Raw genomic sequence first — 15,574 nt, 5'->3', positions numbered from 1 at the left:
GCGCCGATGCATTCAGGTGCACGACGTACCGTCGGAACATGGCCGTCATCCACCACACCTCGCTGATTCCGACCAAACTGGAACTCTTGCGAACGTGGTTGCCCGCGCAGGACTGGTTCCATGGCACGCGAACACCCGAGCTGGTCGCGGTCGGCGGATTCCGCCTCGACGATCCCGCCGGCCAGGTGGGCATCGAATGCTATCTGGTGACCGACACGGTCACCGCGCACACGTACCACGTCCCGATGACCTACCGCGGCGCGCCACTGCCCGATGCGCACGACGCGTTGATCGGCACTCTCGAACACGGTGTACTGGGACGACGGTGGGTGTACGACGGCCCGGGTGATCCGGTTTTCGTCGCTCAGGCGCTGGCACTGCTGACCGGGCGAGCCGAAGCGCAGGATCAGCAGCGGGATAACACCCCGGACCCGGATATCGATATCACCTGTGCCGCTGTCGATGCGCCGATCGCCCTGCGCGTCGTCCGGATTCCCGGGGACGGTGATCCGCACGGCCGGTGCGGGTCGGTGCGCGGCCCGTGGCGCACACCGCAAGGGCGCGAGACCCACGGGGTGCTGCTCGAGGCGACCGCGATGGACGGGAGGAATAGCAGATGGTGACCAGGACAAGGGTTTTCACGGCGGTGCTGTTCTGTGGCGTGGTCGGCGGAGTGGCGGGATGTTCATCCACTTCGACCGGGACAGCGGCGACCGGCACGGCGGACAGCGGGACGAGCGCGAGTGCGGTGACCAGCGCGGGGGTGCCGTCCGGGAATCCCTCTGCCGCGCCCGGCCCCGGTAGGACGGTGCGGAATTCGGCGACCTCGGCGGCGATCGCGCCGTGCGCGGGCAGCCAGTTGGTCCTCAGCGGCAAGGCATTGGGTGCGGCGATGATGCATCGCGGTGTGCAACTGACCTTCGCGTTGGCTGCGGGCGCCGCGCCGTGCACGCTGCAGGGTTATCCGGGGGTGGACACCGGTGCGGGCGGACCGGTCGTCCACGCCGCGCGCACACCGACCGGATATATGGGCGGTCCGGGCGCGGGCACCCTGGTGACCGTGCGGTCCGACAACCCCGCGCACGCGATCGTGGAGGCCACCGCCATGGGACCCGACGGCGGTGAGTGCACCATGTACTCGACCCTGCTGGTCACCCCGCCCAACACCACCGACACCCGGACCGTGAACGTCGGCATCAACGGCTGTGAGCTGCAGGTACATCCGGTCACCGGGTGAACCGCGTCGCTGGCGCGCGAGACCGATGGTCGTGCGCGGTGGTGCGGTCGACCCGACGTGTTGTGACACCCTGTGCGGCAACGACACCGGAGTAATCGACGGTGGAAACAGTCCTGTTCGATCAGGGCTCGTAGCGCCCGGCGTGGGCGATGCCGTCCAGCAGGGCGGTCAGGCCGAAGGTGAAGGTGTCCTCGGGGGTGGGGTCGGTGTCCTGGTGGATGCGGCGGGACAGGTGGGGATGCTCGCCTGCGGCGAGGATCGTGCGGATGTAGGGGGCGACGGCGTGCCGCCATTGATCCTCGGTCAGGCCCGTGTGGCGGTGTGCGCGCTGCTCGGCGAGCTGGCGGGTGGTCGCGCCGAAGATGTACGCGCCCACCGCGTCGACGATGTAGGTGACGCGGGCGATGTCGGGGGTGAGTTCGGCGGCCGCGGCGAGGGCGAATTCCTGTTCGAGCAACGAATTCGGGCCCAGCGCCGGACGTCCGGCGATCTGCGGGCCCAGCCACGGATGCCGTAGCAGGGTTGCGCGCAGGTGGTGTGCCAGTGCGGTCAGGTCCGCGCGCCAGTGCCCGGTTCGCTCGGGCAGGTCGCGTTCGCCGCGCACGCGGTCGATCATCAGATCGATCAGGTCGTCGCGGCCGGCCAGCGAGCGATACAGCGAGGCGGTGCCCGAACCCAGGTCCGCGGCCACGCGCCGCATCGACACCGCCTCGAGTCCGTCGGCGTCGGCGATGGCGATTGCCGCGGTGACGATCCGGTCGATGTCGGGACCCTGCCGTCGCGGGGCGCGGGGTTCGCGCATCCACACCAGGATCGGCTCGTCCTCGGACATCGAAAACTCCTCCTCGCCACTGGTGGGTGGCACCGCCGCCACTCTTATGGCTACAGTGTATCCATAAGCGAACAGTGTATCCGTAAGGGGTGGTCATGTCCGATCGAGTGCTCATCGTGGGCGGCGGCAGCGTCGGGTTGGCCGCTGCGGTATTCCTGACCCGGCACGGTGTGACGCCGCTGGTGCTCGAACAACAACCCGGGGTGTCGGTGCATCCCCGGGCGACCGGCCTCGGACCGCGCACGATGGAATTCCTGCGCCAGGCCGGACTCGATCGGGCGGTCGACAATGTCGCGGTGGACATGTCCGCAGGCGGGGCGGTGAAGATGTCGATGCACACCCTGGCCTCGGCGAATCTGTCCGCGGCCGCACCCGGGGCGATCGTCGGAAATGCCTGGGGCCAGGCCGATCCCGGTCCGGCGCGGGTGCGCGGGGTCTGCCCGCAGCATCGCCTGGACTCGGTGCTGCTGCCCGCAGCGCGCGAAGGCGGTGCGCGCGTGCGGTTCTCGGCGCGGGTGCGCGAGTGTGCGATCGAATCCGGGGGAGTGACGGTCACTCTCGACACCGGCGAAACCCTCGCTGCGGACTATCTGATCGCCGCCGACGGGGTGCGCAGTACGGTGCGCGAACACCTCGGTATAGGAGTGAGCGGGCCCGGAGCGCTGGGCGAGCCGACCGTGAGCATCCTGTTCCGCGCAGATCTGACCGCGTACACCGGTGGCCGCCATTTCGTGAACTGCACCATCACCAATCCCGACGCACCCGGACTGCTGGTGACCGTCGACGGGGAGCAGGAATGGATCTTCCATACTCGTTCCGGCGACATATCCTCTGTGACAGAGCATTTCACCGACGAGCGTTGTCGTGAGCTGATCCGCGCCGCAGTGGGCGATTCGGCCCTACCGGTCGAGATCGTCAGCGTGCTGCCGTGGCGGCCGCGAGGCACTCTCGCCGACCGATTCGGGCTCGAACGAGTGTTCCTGGTCGGCGATGCCGCACATACTGTGCCACCGATCGGAGCGTTCGGCCTGAACACCGGTATGGCCGATGCGCACAATCTGGCCTGGAAACTGGCCGCGGTGCTGCGCGGTGACGCGGGGCCCGCGCTGTTGGACACCTACGAGACCGAGCGTCGCCCCGTCGCGGAAATGACGTTGGCGCAGGCCATGATTCGCCTGGCCGACCCGACGCTGCACTGGGACGCGCACGCCGCCGAACGCCGTGCGGCCGCGGGCGCACTGCACGCACCCGTGGTGCACCTGGGCTACCGCTACGACTCCGCGGCGGTCATCGACCCGCAGCCGGATCTGCCCTCCACCGAGGACGTGTTCGCCGACCTGGACGGCACCCCCGGCTCGCGCCTACCGCACCACCGCCTGCCCGGCGGCGCATCCACCCTGGACCTGATCGGCACACACTGCACCGTCATCGCCGGTAACCACCGCTGGATCGCCGCAGCCTCCGACGTAGCGGACCGCTTGGGCATCCGAATCGACGCACACGTGATCCCGCTGTCCGACAACGATATCCGCCCCTGGGCCGACACCGTGGGCATCGAACCCGACGGCGCACTGCTGGTCCGCCCCGACCAGATCATCGCCGCCCGCATCCCCACCGCCCCACCCGCCCCCGCGCACCTGCTGCATCGAATGCTCACCCGCATCCTGGCCCGATAGGCCGCGTGCGCCGGCGTCTGCATCGCTGCGAACTTCCACACCGGATGCCGGGCCCCACACTCGGCCAGGACGGTGCCCCCCAGGTAATCCAGAAGCTGCGGGCCGCCGTGCCGCGCCGGGCATCCGAATGGCTTCCACTCGGGGCGTCTGCATTTCGGCGGGCTTCCGCCGCATACCAGGCCCGCGTTCACCACGGGACGGTGCGGCCCAGGTAGTCCAGGAACCGAAGGCCGCCGTGGCCGCGCTGGGCGTCCATGGTGGTGACCAGATTCGGGATGCTCTCGTCGATCGTCAGGCGTGCGCCGGGGCCACCGAGTTCGGTCTGCACCCAGCCCGGAGCCATCAGCAGCAGGGTGCGCGGGTCGTCGCGGTGACGGGCGGCGTAACTGCGCATCAGCTGGTTCAGGGCGGACTTGCTGGCACGGTAGATCTCGAAACCGCCGCGCTCGTTGTTCGCGATACTGGCCTGGCCCGAGGACATGATCGCGAGGGTGCCCTGCGGCGGGACCAGGTCGCCGAGGGTTTCCAGCACGCGCATCGGGCTCAGCGCATTGGTGAGCATCAGGCGGGTGAACTCCTGGGTCGCGACATCCGCACTGGTCTCCTCGGGCCCGTTGGTGACTCCCGCGTTGACGAACAGCAGATCGAATCGCCTGTGGCCCAGTCGCTCTCGCAGCGCGTCGATCTGCTCGGGGACCGTGATGTCGACGTGTTCGATCTCGAGCCGCCCGTCGGCGGTGTCCTGCAGTTCGTGCAGTGGGGTGTGGCCGGAGCCGCGCACGGTCGCCACTACCTTCGACCCCCGGGCGAGGTACTGCGCGGCGATCGCGCAGCCCAGTCCGCGGGAGGCCCCGATGAGCAGGACGGTCGTGTTCGGGGAGGTCTCGGGCATCGCTTCTCCTCGGGTTACCGGGCCGGCTGAGCGGATGAGGTCGTGAGGCCGTAGAGCGCATCTGCGTTGGCGTGAGCGATCTTTCGGCGATCCTCGGGATCGGGGACGGCATCCAGGAACTCCGCGACCGAGGTGGGCCCGAGGCGGTGGAACGGATAGTCCCCGGACAGCAGGATCCGGTCGGCGTCGGTGAAGTCCAGGGCGTGGCGCAGCAGGCGCGGGGTCAGCATGCCGCTGGTCGCGATGTACACATTGGTGCGGAAGTATTCCGCCACACGGTGATTCAGATCGGCGACGTTCGAGAGGCTGTCGGCCCGGTCCAGCCAGAACAGCAGCATCTCACCCCAGTGGCCCAGCACGATCTGCAGGTCCGGGTGACGGTCGAACGCGCCGCTGAGGATCAGGCGCAACGCGGCGGTCCCGGCCTCCATGTGCCAGCCCCAGCCGAAAGTGGCCAGTCCCAGATCGACGATCTCGCCCAGGCCGGTGTAGGACGCCGCACGCACCCCGTCCGGCGGGATCTGCGGATGAATGAACAGCGGGCGAGCGTGTGCGGCCGCGGCGGCGAGCAGGTCGTCGTAGGCGGGATCGTCCAGCGGGCGATCACCGCAGCGCCCGTAGGACATGATGCCCACATGCGCGGGCGAGGTCGCGGTCCGCTCGAGTTCGGCGACCGCGGCGACCGGATCGGGCATCGGCAACGTCGTCATCGCGCGGAAGCGGTCCGGATGACGTTCGACCACGGCCCCGGCGCGATCGTTGGCCTCGCGGCACAACGCCACCGCCTCGCCGGGCGGCAAGCCGTAGGTTCCGGGCGGGGACAGGGAGATGATCTGCATATCCACCCCCGCGGTGTCCATCGCCGCGATCCGGCTCTCGTCGAGGTCGAACAGTCGCTCGGGGATATCACCCCGATCGTTGAAAACCACGCTGGCATCGAGTGCGTGGGCGCGTACGGCCCGGTCGATGCCCTCGGTGTTCCAGTGCTCCTCGACGGTGACGACTCTCATCGCACTCCTTCGCTCATCGACTGTTGAGTGAGAATATCAGATTCGCTCAACGGATGTAGAGTGACGACGTGGACGAACCGACGACACGCGCGGCCCGGCGCGCGGCCACCGCGGAACGGATTCTGCGTGCCGCACAGGCCGAATTCGGCGAATACGGACTCGAACGCGCCACCGTGCGCGGTGTGGCCCAGCGCGCGGGAGTCGACCCCTCCTTGGTCCTGCAGCACTACGGCTCCAAGAGCGGCCTGTTCACCGTCGCCACCCAGTTGCACCGCGGCAGCGCCGACGATCTGGACGCCTCGAGCACTCCCCAGGAGGTCGCCGAGCACCTGTTCGAGATCCTCGGCATCCGCCTGAACACCCCGCCGCCCGAGGCCCGCGCCCTGGCACGATCCATGCTGACCGCACCCGAGGCAACGGCCGCGATGCGCAACTTCCTCGACGAACGCGTACAGAACCTGGCCCGCGCCGACGGCGGTCCCGATGCCGAACTGCGTGCGGCCCTGACCGTCAGCAGCATCCTGGGCCTGACCATCGCCCGGCACTTCCTCGAACTCGAGGCCCTGACCGACATCTCCGAGGAGCAGATCGAGACGATCCTGCGGCCCTGGCTCACCGCCGCCCTCGCCGCGCCGCCTTCCACGGAGACGACGTAGCGGGAGGCCAGGTTCAGCGGTCCAGTGCGGTTTCCCTGTGCAGATGGGAGAGCTTGTCGGGATTACGCACATAGTAGAGACCCGTGACCAGGCCGTTGTCGATCCGCACCGCCACGACGCCGTCGACCTGTCCGTCGAGTCGGATGATCAGCGCGGGCCAGCCGTTGACGTGCGCCGGTTCGGCCGAGGCGTGGCCGCCCATCCAGCCTGTGCCGCCGCTCAACACACGCGCGACGCGATCCACGCCCACGATGGGGCGCAGTGTGGCCTGCTTGACTCCGCCGCCGTCGCCCAGGAACACCACATCCGGTGCGAGGATGTCGAGCAGGCTCTGTAGATCGCCGGTTTCGACCGCTCGGTGGAAAGCTCCCAGCGCTTCGCGGGCGTGAGCCGCGGATACGGCTCCACGCGGCCGACGCGCCGCGACGTGCGCGCGGGCTCGGTGGGCGATCTGGCGGACCGCGGCGGGGCTCTTGTCCACGGCGGGAGCGATTTCGGTGTAGGACATGTCGAACACTTCGCGCAGTACGAACACCGCGCGCTCGGTCGGGGCGAGCGTTTCGAGCACCAGCAGCATCGCCATCGAGACGCTGTCGGCCAGTTCGACGTTCTCGGCCACATCGGGTGTGGTGAGCAACGGCTCGGGCAGCCACGGACCGACGTAGGACTCGCGGCGGCGGCCCAGGGTGCGCAATCGCCGGATCGCCTGCCGGGTGGTGATCCGAACGAGGAAGGCGCGGTGATCGTGCACCGTGCCGAGGTCGACCGCGGCCCATTGCAGCCAGGTCTCCTGTAGGACGTCCTCGGCATCGGCGGCCGAGCCGAGCATTTCGTAGGCGACGGTGAACAGCAGGTTGCGGTGCGCGACGAACGCCTCGGTGGCGGGATCGGTGCGTTCTTCCTCGCTCATGGTGCGGTCCTGTCTGCCGGTTTCTCGACGATGTCATGCATGAGTGGCGCGCTCCGGCCGGTTTGTGACATCCGGAAGTGGTGGCGCTCGTCACACGTTCGCACTGTCACAGGTCCGGGGCCGCTGGGCACTTGTGTTCGTCCACATATCCAGACAGGAGGACTGACATGCAGGTGGTAGTGGTCGGCAGCGGCTATTCGGGCACGCTCGTGGCGAACCGGATCGACAGGACGGTCCAGGATGCGCGGATCACCGTGATCAACCCGCGCCCGGATTTCGTGGAGCGCGTCCGGCTGCACCAGCAGATCGCGGGAACATACTCGGCGGCAACACCTTTGGCGCAGGTGCTGCGGGAGGCGATCACGGTGCGAGTCGGGGCGGTCGACAAGATCGGTGACGGCGCCGTCGCGCTCGCCGATGGTGGGCGAATCGACTTCGACTACGCGTTCGTGGCGGTGGGCAGCACCGTCGTGCCGATGCCGGGCACGGTCGCGGTCGGCACCTGGGAAGGCGCGCAGCAGGCGCGCGCGGTGCTGACGGACCTGCCCGGCGGTGGCCGGGTCACCGTCATCGGGGGCGGTCCGACCGGGATCGAGACGGCGGCCGAGATCGCCGAGGCGCGCCCCGATCTGCGGGTGCGATTGATCGGATCGGCGGTGGGCGGCGGCCTGTCGGCCGGGGCGCACCGGCGGCTACGCACCGGGCTGGAGCGGCTGACGGTCGAGATCATCGATGACGAGGTGACCGAAGTCGTTTCGGATGCAGGGCAATTCGCCGGTGTCGTACGTCTGCGCTCGGGTGCGGATCTGGGTTCGGATCTGACGCTGTGGGCGATCGTGGCCGACGTCCCCGACCTCGCCGTGCGCAGCGGGCTGGCTGTCGATGCGCGCGGCCGCGTGGTCGTCGACGAATTCCTGCGCAGCACGAGCGATGCGCGGATCTTCGCCGTCGGCGACTGTGCCGCGGTCCCCGGTGCGAGGTTCGCCTGTTACACCGCCTTGCCGCAGGCCATTCACGCGGCCGACAACCTCGCCCGTCTGTGCAAGGGCCGCAAGCTGAAGCCGCACTCGTTCCCGTACTGGAATCGCGGCATCTCCCTGGGCCGCCGCGATGCCATCACCCAGTTCACCCACGCCGACGACTCCGTCCGGCGCGCCTACCTCGCCGGACGCGGCGCGGTCGCGCTGAAGGAAATGGGAACGCACAGCGCGTTCTCCAGCGCCCGCGCCGGCGTCTCCCGCTTCTAGGAAGGACATCCCGCCATGCGTATCACCGTCTTCGGCGCCAATGGTCCCACCGGTCGTCTGTTGACCGGCCGGGCACTGGCCTTCGGACATGAGGTCACCGCGGTCACTCGGCAACCGGAATCGTTTCCGCTGCACCATGATCGGCTCGACGTGGTCGGGGCCGACGTGCTCGATCCCGCGGCCGTCGACGCCGCCGTGGCACAGCGGGATGCGGTGCTGTCGACCCTCGGGGTTCCCGCGGGCAAGGAACCGATCAGCACCTATTCGAGCGGTGCGGCCAATATCGTCGCCGCGATGCAGCGGCATCGGGTGCGTCGGCTCGCCGTGGTCAGCTCCAGCGGAGTCGATCCGCACCCGTACACCGACGGCGGGATCTTGTTCAACCACCTGCTGCTGCCGTATGTGACGCGGGTACTGGGCAAGACGCTCTACGAGGACATGCGGCAGATGGAAACGTTGATCCGCGCCACCGACCTGGACTGGACGATCGTGCGCCCGAGCGGGCTCTACCACCTGCCCTCGGTCACCGACTACACCCTCGTGGAAGGCCATGCCGACGGCCGGTTCACCGCCCGCGCGGATCTGGCCGCCAGCCTGCTGGCCGTGCTGGACGACCGACGCTACGTACGTAGAACCGTCAGCGTCATCACCACCGTCGAGAACCCCACACTGTTCCAGTGGATCCGTCGCGAAGCCCTGGCCAAACGCTGAAGAATCGCCAGAGCCGCTGTTCGATGCTTACAGCATCTCGCCGGGCGACCGCACGAATCAGGCATCAGCTCCGGTGAACTGGTCGAACCCGGGGACACTGCCTCCCTGGTGGCTTGTCCCGCATCACCTTTGGCGGTCGGCGCCACCGGCCGCGACTGCCTCGCCGATGGCCGGGTGGATGCGGATCATCCCTTGCCGCGACGGCGGCGGTCGCGGGCACCCAGGATGGCGGACGCGGTCGCCGCGACGGTCCGATCGCTGTCGGAGGTGAGGTCGGTCAGGGCTGCTCGGGCCGCGTCGCCGGGAATCTCGGCCAGCGCCTGCGTGATTCGCAGACGCGTCGCGGAATCGGCGCCGCCGTCGAGTGCGTCCCGCATGGCCCGGACGAGATCCGCGGCTCGGACGGTGGCGTGCGCGAGCGATCCGAGCACCTCGGCGGCCTCCACATCGGAACGGCCCGCGACGACCATCTCCAGCAGGACGGGCATCGCCTCGCTGACCTGCCGCGAGCCCAGAGCCAGGGCGGCACGTTCGCGGACGGTCGGGTCGGTGTCGCCGAGAGCTAGCCGCAGCAGCGGTGTCGCCTCGGCTCTGGGCACCGCTGCGATCGCCAGGACCGCGCGACGACGAACCTGCACCTGCGCCGCATCCAGACCGGCGGCGAGCTCGCTCAACCCGGCCCCGGCAGCTCGGGCCAGCGACCAGCGCAGCGCCCCGGCCACATTCGGGTCCTCCTCGGTCAGCGCCGCCTGCACCACCGCGTCCACCGGCAGCGATCCGGCCGCATGCTGGGACAGCACAGCCTGCTGACGCCGGTTCCCGGAGTCCGATTCCAGCCCGCGCAGCAGCGCGACGATACTGGTGACCTCGTCCCACTGCGCCGGAGCCGCGGCATCGATGCGTTCGAGATTGCGCAGCAGCTCCTGCTCGGTGGCGATCCGCGCCCGGGTGTGCGCGATGAGTTCGCCGACCAGCGCGGTCGGTGCGAACTCGGGATCGTCCAGTGCGCGTTTGGCCTCGTGCAGCGACAATCCCAGCGTGCGAAGACATTCCACGTGGAAGAGGCGACGGATGTCCTGCGCGGAGTATTCGCGGTAACCGCCGACGGTGCGGCCGGTCGGGGTGACCAGACCCAGCGCGTCGTAGTGACGCAGCATGCGCGTGCTGACGCCCGACTGCCGCGACACCTCACCGATCAACATCCCATCGCCTCCTCCCGTGTGCTGGAACCCTATGTGCCCGAACCGGTTACGGCCACGCGCTTGGCCAGCTCGAGCGAGGGCGCGAACCCGCTGTCGGGGTCGCGGCGCAACTGCTCGGTGGCCAGCGCATGAGCACGAACCTGGGGATCGGGATGCTGTGCGGCAGTGGCCAGGACCGGTATCGCGGCCACGTCGAGCGCGGCCAGTGCCCGGCTCAGGCCCAACTGCACCGGCTGTTCGCCACGCCCCAGCGCGGTCGCCAGATCCGCGGCCAACGCGGCCTCCTCACCGTGCGGAACGAGAGCCACCGCGGCGCGCCAAGCGCTCAGGGCGACCTCGTCGTCCTGGTCGTGCAGCAGATCCGACACTGCGGGCCAGGCGCTGCGATCCCCGATCTTGGACAGCGTGTGCAACGCCTGACTCCGCGCCTGAGCCGTGGTGGATCCGAGCTCCGCGGTCAGCCTCGGCACCGTCACCTCGGCCGGTAACCGGCACAGCGCCCAGGTCAGCATGTCCCGGACGAAGAAGTCCGGTTCGAGCGCGCACCGCGCGATGAGCACCTCGACCAGACGCGGATCACCCAGCGTTCCCGCCGACAGCGCGGCGCGCAATCGCACCGAGGACTCGGCATGGGCGAGGGCATCGATGAGGCGAGCATCCGGCTCGCCGTGGATCGTCGTGTTCACGACAACCACCTCCTTCGCTGCCCATTGGAGTCCTTGTCACAGTGTGAAGGTCAAGTCATCGTGGCGCCCCACGGCCGGAACGTTCGCTATTCGCCGTCCAGGAGGGTGAGGTAGCCGTCGAGTTGGGCCGCACCGGCCAGCAGAGCGCGGGCGCGGGAGGTCAGGCGGTCCTGCCAGGAATCGAGGAATACCCGCAGCGGTTCGGCTCCACCGGCCTCGCGCAGTGCGTCCAGGAATCGGGCGACCTGCGGCAAAGGATAACCGCCACGGCGCAATTCGCGGGCGATCTGCGCATCGCGCACACAATCCGCACCGTATCGGCGGTAGCCTGTCGCCGGGTCCCGGTCGGGACGCACGATGCCGTGCGATTCCCAGGTGCGCAGTGTGGCAGGGTGCACGCCGAGGCGGCGAGCGAGTTCACCGACGGTCAGCGGCTCACCGCGTAACCCGGCCGGCGCCGTGCCGGACAGTGCGGTCAGGGCCGAGGCGACATCGGTGCGGGTGCCGCGTTCGGCGACCAACGCCAGGTGCGTGGCGTCGATCAGCCGGTAGGCCGATTCGACCCGACCGTCGTTGATCGCGCACATGATCTCCATCGCCTGCTGATGTCCGTGACCGCGGCGCAGGGCGAGGAAGGCGCGCAGCGCCTGGGCGTGTACCGGGGTGTAGCGCCGGTGACCCGATGCGCTGCGCTCGGTCTCCGGCAGGATGCCCGCCTCGTCGTAGTTGCGGATCGCCTGTGCGGACAATCCGTGCTCGCGGGCCAGGTCGACGGGGCGCAGCGTGTACCTCCGATTGAAGTTTTGACCCGGAATCACCAGGTCGATTTCACCAAATCCTCACTCGAATCTTCAACGATATCGTCAAAGGGGATATTTTCCGGAAAGGGGTATTCCATGTCCACAGCCGCCGCACTGCACGCGATCGGCCGCCCACTGGACGATCCGTCGAGTCTGGGCCGAGCGCTGGACGAGTTGCTCACCGCACGAGCCGAACCGCCCGCTCTGCTGGCGCTGGGCGAGCCGGTGCACGGGATCGAGGCATTTCCGTTGCTGCGCAACGACATCCTGACCCACCTCGTCGAGCGCGGATACCGCTCGATCGCCCTGGAGACCGACGCGCTGGCCGCATCGGTGGTCCAGGACTACGTCGATGGCGCGAGCAGCGATATCGACACCGTCCTGGCAACCGGATTCAGCCACGGATTCGGCGCCATCCCAGGCAATCCTGCACTGCTGCAATGGCTTCGCGCACACAACGCCACTCGCACCCCGCGAGATCGGGTGCGGTTCTACGGCTTCGACGCGCCGGTCGAGTTCGCCGCCGCACCGAGCCCGCGTCGCTCGCTGTCCGTGGTCCGCGACCATCTGCCCGAGGCGCTGCGTCCCGCCGCGGTCGGGCAACTCGACGAGTTGGTCGGCCGCGACACCGAGTGGAGCGCTGAGTCGGCCATGTTCGATCCGGCCGCATCGGTCGGCGATTCCGCGCGTGCTCGGGCCTTGCGTGTCGTCGCGGACGATCTGGTCAGCGCGTTGCGACGGGCCGCGCCGAGCTTGCGCGCAGCCGACCCACAGCACCACGACCGCGTCCTGGCGCACGCGCGCGCCGCCCAGGGACTGCTGCGCTATCACGCGGTGATGGCCACGCCCGCACCCGATCGCGTCGGGAACCTGGGCAGCGTGCGCGCGGAGATGATGGCCGAGAACCTGTTCGCGATCCTCGCCGAGGAACACCACCGCGGCCCGAGCCTGGTCTTCGCGCACAACGCGCATCTGCAGCGCGCCCGGTCCCTGATGTCCACGGACCGGGACGGGGTGAGCTGGGGCAGCGTCGGCGCACTGGTCGGCTCGGTGCTCGGGGACCGCTATCTGGTCGTGACCACCGATGCCGCCCGCTCCCGCGATCCGCACACTCTGCAGGGCCTGCTGGCCGAGGCCACCGCCCGCCGCACCCTGTTCGCGACACCGGCCCTGCGCGCCGCCCTCACCGATCCGGTCGAGGCCGCCGAACCCCTTGTGCCCGGACATATTCCGCTCCAGCAGTCCGATATCGAGGCCGCCGACGCTCTCATCCTGTTCACCGATACCGACGGAAAACAGTACCGATACTGGTAGTGGATCAGGTCATGCCCAGATGGCGCAGCCGCGGCCACAGCTGCGGCCACGGCTCGTGCGGGCCCGTGCACCACCACACCTTCTGGCTCGAATCGTCCCCGATCAGCGTGCGACACTGATCGAAACGGCCCCGCAGCTCAACGATGTCCGAACCGACATACAGCACGCTGCGCGCGGAATCCGGTGGGGCGGGGAAATATCCGTAGGCGCGGTTACTGCTGTAGGCGAGGGGAAGTCCGGCCTCGCCGTACACATCGATGTAGGCGGCGACGATGTACGACTGGCCCATGATGATCGTGTCGCGGCGATCCTGCTCCGGCAGGTCGTGGTAGGTGCGCGTGGCCCGCTGCGCAATCGCGTGTGCCGCACCGGGATCGGCCGCAGAAGTGGAGATCACCACGATTCCCGCGGCCGCGGCGGCACTGACCGCGTACGCGGGCCACACCACCCACCCTCGGCGGCCACCGGCGAGCCTGCGCTGCTGGAAGCCGAGCGCACCCGCCGCGCACAGCGGACCGTAGATGCCGTCCAGATAGTAGGGCCGCCCGACCGTGACGACGAAGAAGACGAACAGCACGATCGCGCTCACCCCCACGAAGCGGTACGGGCGCAGCTCCGGAGCCCGCAGCAACCGCCACAATCCGTACAGCGCCAACACCGTTCCGGCCACGCCGCCCACGGTGATCAGCGATAACGCCACACCCGTACGTCCCCCGTACAGTGCCTCGGCCTCCGAAGCGACCACCGAGCCCATCCGCAACTGCGGCCAACCGTTACGCGCCTGCCACAGCAACGTCGGGGCGGCGATGAGCGCCGCGATCCCGGCCCCGGCCCACAACAGCGGGCGGCGCAGCAGCTCACGCGGCCCGAACACCGCCGCCGCGGCCAGCAATACCGCGCACAACAGCAGCACCTGGAACTTCGTCTCCGCGGCCACCCCGGCGACCACGCCGACCGCGAGCAGCAACCGATCCTGTCGCACCCGCACCCAACGCACCAGCAGCCAGATCAGCAGTAGCCACTGCACCGGTTCGAGCGCGTACGGGGTGAGCCAGTGCCCGACCAGATTCGCCCACAGCGCGGTCGCCTGCGCCCCCGCGGTGAGCAGCTGCGCGCGCCGATCCCCGCCGAACTCCCGCGCGATCAGCGCCGCCACCAGGACCGCCGCCGCGGTCGCCAGCACCGCCGGAATCCGCAGCAGCACAAGCGAACCCGGTGCCAGCCAATCCAGCACACCCGCCAGTGCCGGGACCAGCGGCGGCTGATCGGCCGACCCCCACGCCAGATGGTGCCGGCCGATCGCCACCATGTACGCCTCGTCGAACCAGTAACCACCGCGCACACTGCACACCAGATGAACCACACCGACCACGGCCGCGACCGAACCCACCGCCCATCCGGCGAATGCGGGCACCACCGGGCCACGGGTCTCGGACCGCACCGTGAGCTGCACCGTTGGACCTCCTAGCGGAAACCTGCCGTGCCCCGATCCTGCCGCGCCCGAGCACTCCCGCACATCACCCGCCGCACACAGCCGCGGTGCGACCGCAGGACCATATCGGTGTGATCGCCTCATCCCTGGGGATGAGAGGCAGTGCCTACTGTCAACCCGGTGCTGTCCGGACAACAGCTCACTGCCCAGAACGCAGGCGTCTGCGACACACGCGAACTCTCACCGCTGCAACATGATTCGGCAATGCGGATGCGAATCGGCGCGAACCGGCAGAGGGCACACCGCGCTGTCCGAGAGGCAGGTGGGCCGTGACGGTACGTTCAGTCCCGCGATCGAAACCACCGACTTGGATGGCAACAGATAACAGCATCCGCGAGGACGCCCTCAACGGCACCGAGCCGGACGAGGCACCCACGCGCGCCGCGCTCGGGCCGGTCGCCGCGGTGCCGGTCGGAAACCGTCGTCGTATCCGGCGAGTTGCCGGCCCGGATGCCTGGCCGCGTCGACGATTCGCTCGAGTCCTCGTAACCGAGGGCGTCGTCGAAGCGGTCATCGGACGCGAGGGCCACACTCAGCAGGAGCGCGTCCCGCAGCATTATGTCCTCACCCACCACGACGAGGCCGCCCGGAGTGTCCATGCTGCCGACCTTCGCGAGCACTGCCGGAAGGTCGACCTTGTCGGCCTTGGCGAACGGCCTGTCGATCTGGATCAATTCCTCACCTGCACGCCGTAACTGTTCTCGGAAGTGCGCCGCGCGCGGGCTCCCAGTGCGGTCGCTGCGTCGAAGAGGGACATATTTGTACCTCGGGGTTGTCCTGTGTGGTCGATCCGGCGATAGTCCATTCTGCTAGGCGTTCGCGGGTACCTGACGGATCGTCCGTGAAGGCATGTCACGTCGACGCGGCCAGCTATCGATCCTGCTGTGTCGCAACGAGATCGACGGTCGA

16 protein-coding genes are annotated in these 15,574 nt (G+C 69.0%); 7 read left to right on the top strand and 9 right to left on the bottom strand.

Annotation, left to right across the window (positions count from 1 at the left end):
* The first annotated feature begins 38 nt into the window (after positions 1-38).
* Positions 39-623: a maltokinase N-terminal cap-like domain-containing protein gene (locus ON40_RS13270; protein WP_051193055.1), complete on the top strand. Its 585-nt coding sequence runs from the start codon at positions 39-41 to the stop codon at positions 621-623.
* Entirely contained in the window at positions 617-1,237 is a 621-nt protein-coding gene (locus ON40_RS49215; RefSeq protein ID WP_083895615.1) for a DUF4232 domain-containing protein, read from the top strand. Before ON40_RS13270 ends, ON40_RS49215 begins: the two co-directional genes overlap by 7 nt.
* Before the next feature lie 121 nt (positions 1,238-1,358).
* On the opposite strand, the gene ON40_RS13260 is transcribed toward ON40_RS49215, so the two are convergent.
* Positions 1,359-2,069 (bottom strand): TetR/AcrR family transcriptional regulator, encoded by a 711-nt coding sequence (locus ON40_RS13260; protein ID WP_040822562.1) that lies wholly within the window; start codon positions 2,067-2,069, stop codon positions 1,359-1,361.
* 95 nt (positions 2,070-2,164) lie between these two features.
* On the opposite strand from ON40_RS13260, the gene ON40_RS13255 reads away from it, so the two are divergent.
* Entirely contained in the window at positions 2,165-3,745 is a 1,581-nt protein-coding gene (locus ON40_RS13255) for an FAD-dependent monooxygenase (RefSeq protein ID WP_040822179.1), read from the top strand.
* Between the two features lie 187 nt (positions 3,746-3,932).
* Here ON40_RS13255 and ON40_RS13250 read toward each other — a convergent pair whose 3' ends face one another.
* Positions 3,933-4,637, bottom strand: a complete 705-nt coding sequence (locus tag ON40_RS13250; protein ID WP_040822178.1) for an SDR family NAD(P)-dependent oxidoreductase — start codon at positions 4,635-4,637, stop codon at positions 3,933-3,935.
* Between the two features lie 14 nt (positions 4,638-4,651).
* Positions 4,652-5,647, bottom strand: a complete 996-nt coding sequence (locus ON40_RS13245; RefSeq protein ID WP_040822177.1) for an amidohydrolase family protein — start codon at positions 5,645-5,647, stop codon at positions 4,652-4,654.
* A 68-nt stretch (positions 5,648-5,715) separates the two neighbouring features.
* On the opposite strand from ON40_RS13245, the gene ON40_RS13240 reads away from it, so the two are divergent.
* Positions 5,716-6,303, top strand: a complete 588-nt coding sequence (locus tag ON40_RS13240; protein ID WP_040822176.1) for a TetR/AcrR family transcriptional regulator — start codon at positions 5,716-5,718, stop codon at positions 6,301-6,303.
* A 13-nt stretch (positions 6,304-6,316) separates the two neighbouring features.
* Here the strand turns inward: ON40_RS13240 and ON40_RS13235 are convergent, their stop codons facing one another.
* Positions 6,317-7,213 carry an RNA polymerase sigma-70 factor gene (locus ON40_RS13235; protein WP_040822175.1) on the bottom strand — a complete coding sequence of 299 codons (897 nt, stop codon included), beginning with the start codon at positions 7,211-7,213 and terminating at the stop codon, positions 6,317-6,319.
* Between the two features lie 167 nt (positions 7,214-7,380).
* On the opposite strand from ON40_RS13235, the gene ON40_RS13230 reads away from it, so the two are divergent.
* Both ON40_RS13230 and ON40_RS13225 read left to right on the top strand, forming a co-directional pair.
* Entirely contained in the window at positions 7,381-8,460 is a 1,080-nt protein-coding gene (locus ON40_RS13230) for an NAD(P)/FAD-dependent oxidoreductase (protein WP_040822174.1), read from the top strand.
* 15 nt (positions 8,461-8,475) lie between these two features.
* Positions 8,476-9,171, top strand: a complete 696-nt coding sequence (locus ON40_RS13225) for an NAD(P)-dependent oxidoreductase (protein ID WP_040822173.1) — start codon at positions 8,476-8,478, stop codon at positions 9,169-9,171.
* 185 nt (positions 9,172-9,356) lie between these two features.
* Here the strand turns inward: ON40_RS13225 and ON40_RS13220 are convergent, their stop codons facing one another.
* The 3 genes from ON40_RS13220 to ON40_RS13210 form a co-directional block, all read right to left on the bottom strand.
* The gene (locus ON40_RS13220) at positions 9,357-10,373 is read right to left on the bottom strand and encodes a MerR family transcriptional regulator (protein ID WP_040822172.1); all 1,017 of its coding nucleotides are present in this window, start codon (positions 10,371-10,373) and stop codon (positions 9,357-9,359) included.
* A gap of 29 nt (positions 10,374-10,402) precedes the next feature.
* A complete protein-coding gene (locus tag ON40_RS13215) occupies positions 10,403-11,059 on the bottom strand; it encodes a HEAT repeat domain-containing protein (protein ID WP_040822171.1) in 657 nt (218 codons plus the stop codon).
* A gap of 86 nt (positions 11,060-11,145) precedes the next feature.
* Positions 11,146-11,841, bottom strand: a complete 696-nt coding sequence (locus ON40_RS13210) for a MerR family transcriptional regulator (RefSeq protein ID WP_040822559.1) — start codon at positions 11,839-11,841, stop codon at positions 11,146-11,148.
* A 114-nt stretch (positions 11,842-11,955) separates the two neighbouring features.
* Between ON40_RS13210 and ON40_RS13205 the strand changes: the two genes are divergently transcribed.
* The gene (locus ON40_RS13205) at positions 11,956-13,173 is read left to right on the top strand and encodes an erythromycin esterase family protein (RefSeq protein WP_040822170.1); all 1,218 of its coding nucleotides are present in this window, start codon (positions 11,956-11,958) and stop codon (positions 13,171-13,173) included.
* Between the two features lie 4 nt (positions 13,174-13,177).
* On the opposite strand, the gene ON40_RS13200 is transcribed toward ON40_RS13205, so the two are convergent.
* Both ON40_RS13200 and ON40_RS13195 read right to left on the bottom strand, forming a co-directional pair.
* On the bottom strand, positions 13,178-14,626 hold the full coding sequence (locus ON40_RS13200; protein WP_245567785.1) for a glycosyltransferase family 39 protein: 1,449 nt from the start codon (positions 14,624-14,626) through the stop codon (positions 13,178-13,180).
* Positions 14,627-14,946: 320 nt separating this feature from the next.
* Positions 14,947-15,339, bottom strand: a complete 393-nt coding sequence (locus ON40_RS13195) for a hypothetical protein (RefSeq protein WP_040822169.1) — start codon at positions 15,337-15,339, stop codon at positions 14,947-14,949.
* Between the last annotated feature and the right edge of the window lie 235 nt (positions 15,340-15,574).

The sequence above is a fragment of the Nocardia jiangxiensis NBRC 101359 genome, assembly GCF_000308615.1.
Lineage (GTDB): Bacteria > Actinomycetota > Actinomycetes > Mycobacteriales > Mycobacteriaceae > Nocardia > Nocardia jiangxiensis.
This window is presented reverse-complemented; position numbering and strand designations above follow the sequence as displayed.

What these genes read in the sequence shown, in the direction of transcription:
- ON40_RS13270 (WP_051193055.1), top strand. Translation starts at nt 39, where the DNA reads ATGGCCGTCATCCACCACACCTCGCTGATTCCGACCAAACTGGAACTC.
- ON40_RS49215 (WP_083895615.1), top strand. Translation starts at nt 617, where the DNA reads ATGGTGACCAGGACAAGGGTTTTCACGGCGGTGCTGTTCTGTGGCGTG.
- ON40_RS13260 (WP_040822562.1), bottom strand. Translation starts at nt 2,069, where the DNA reads ATGTCCGAGGACGAGCCGATCCTGGTGTGGATGCGCGAACCCCGCGCC.
- ON40_RS13255 (WP_040822179.1), top strand. Translation starts at nt 2,165, where the DNA reads ATGTCCGATCGAGTGCTCATCGTGGGCGGCGGCAGCGTCGGGTTGGCC.
- ON40_RS13250 (WP_040822178.1), bottom strand. Translation starts at nt 4,637, where the DNA reads ATGCCCGAGACCTCCCCGAACACGACCGTCCTGCTCATCGGGGCCTCC.
- ON40_RS13245 (WP_040822177.1), bottom strand. Translation starts at nt 5,647, where the DNA reads ATGAGAGTCGTCACCGTCGAGGAGCACTGGAACACCGAGGGCATCGAC.
- ON40_RS13235 (WP_040822175.1), bottom strand. Translation starts at nt 7,213, where the DNA reads ATGAGCGAGGAAGAACGCACCGATCCCGCCACCGAGGCGTTCGTCGCG.
- ON40_RS13230 (WP_040822174.1), top strand. Translation starts at nt 7,381, where the DNA reads ATGCAGGTGGTAGTGGTCGGCAGCGGCTATTCGGGCACGCTCGTGGCG.
- ON40_RS13225 (WP_040822173.1), top strand. Translation starts at nt 8,476, where the DNA reads ATGCGTATCACCGTCTTCGGCGCCAATGGTCCCACCGGTCGTCTGTTG.
- ON40_RS13220 (WP_040822172.1), bottom strand. Translation starts at nt 10,373, where the DNA reads ATGTTGATCGGTGAGGTGTCGCGGCAGTCGGGCGTCAGCACGCGCATG.
- ON40_RS13205 (WP_040822170.1), top strand. Translation starts at nt 11,956, where the DNA reads ATGTCCACAGCCGCCGCACTGCACGCGATCGGCCGCCCACTGGACGAT.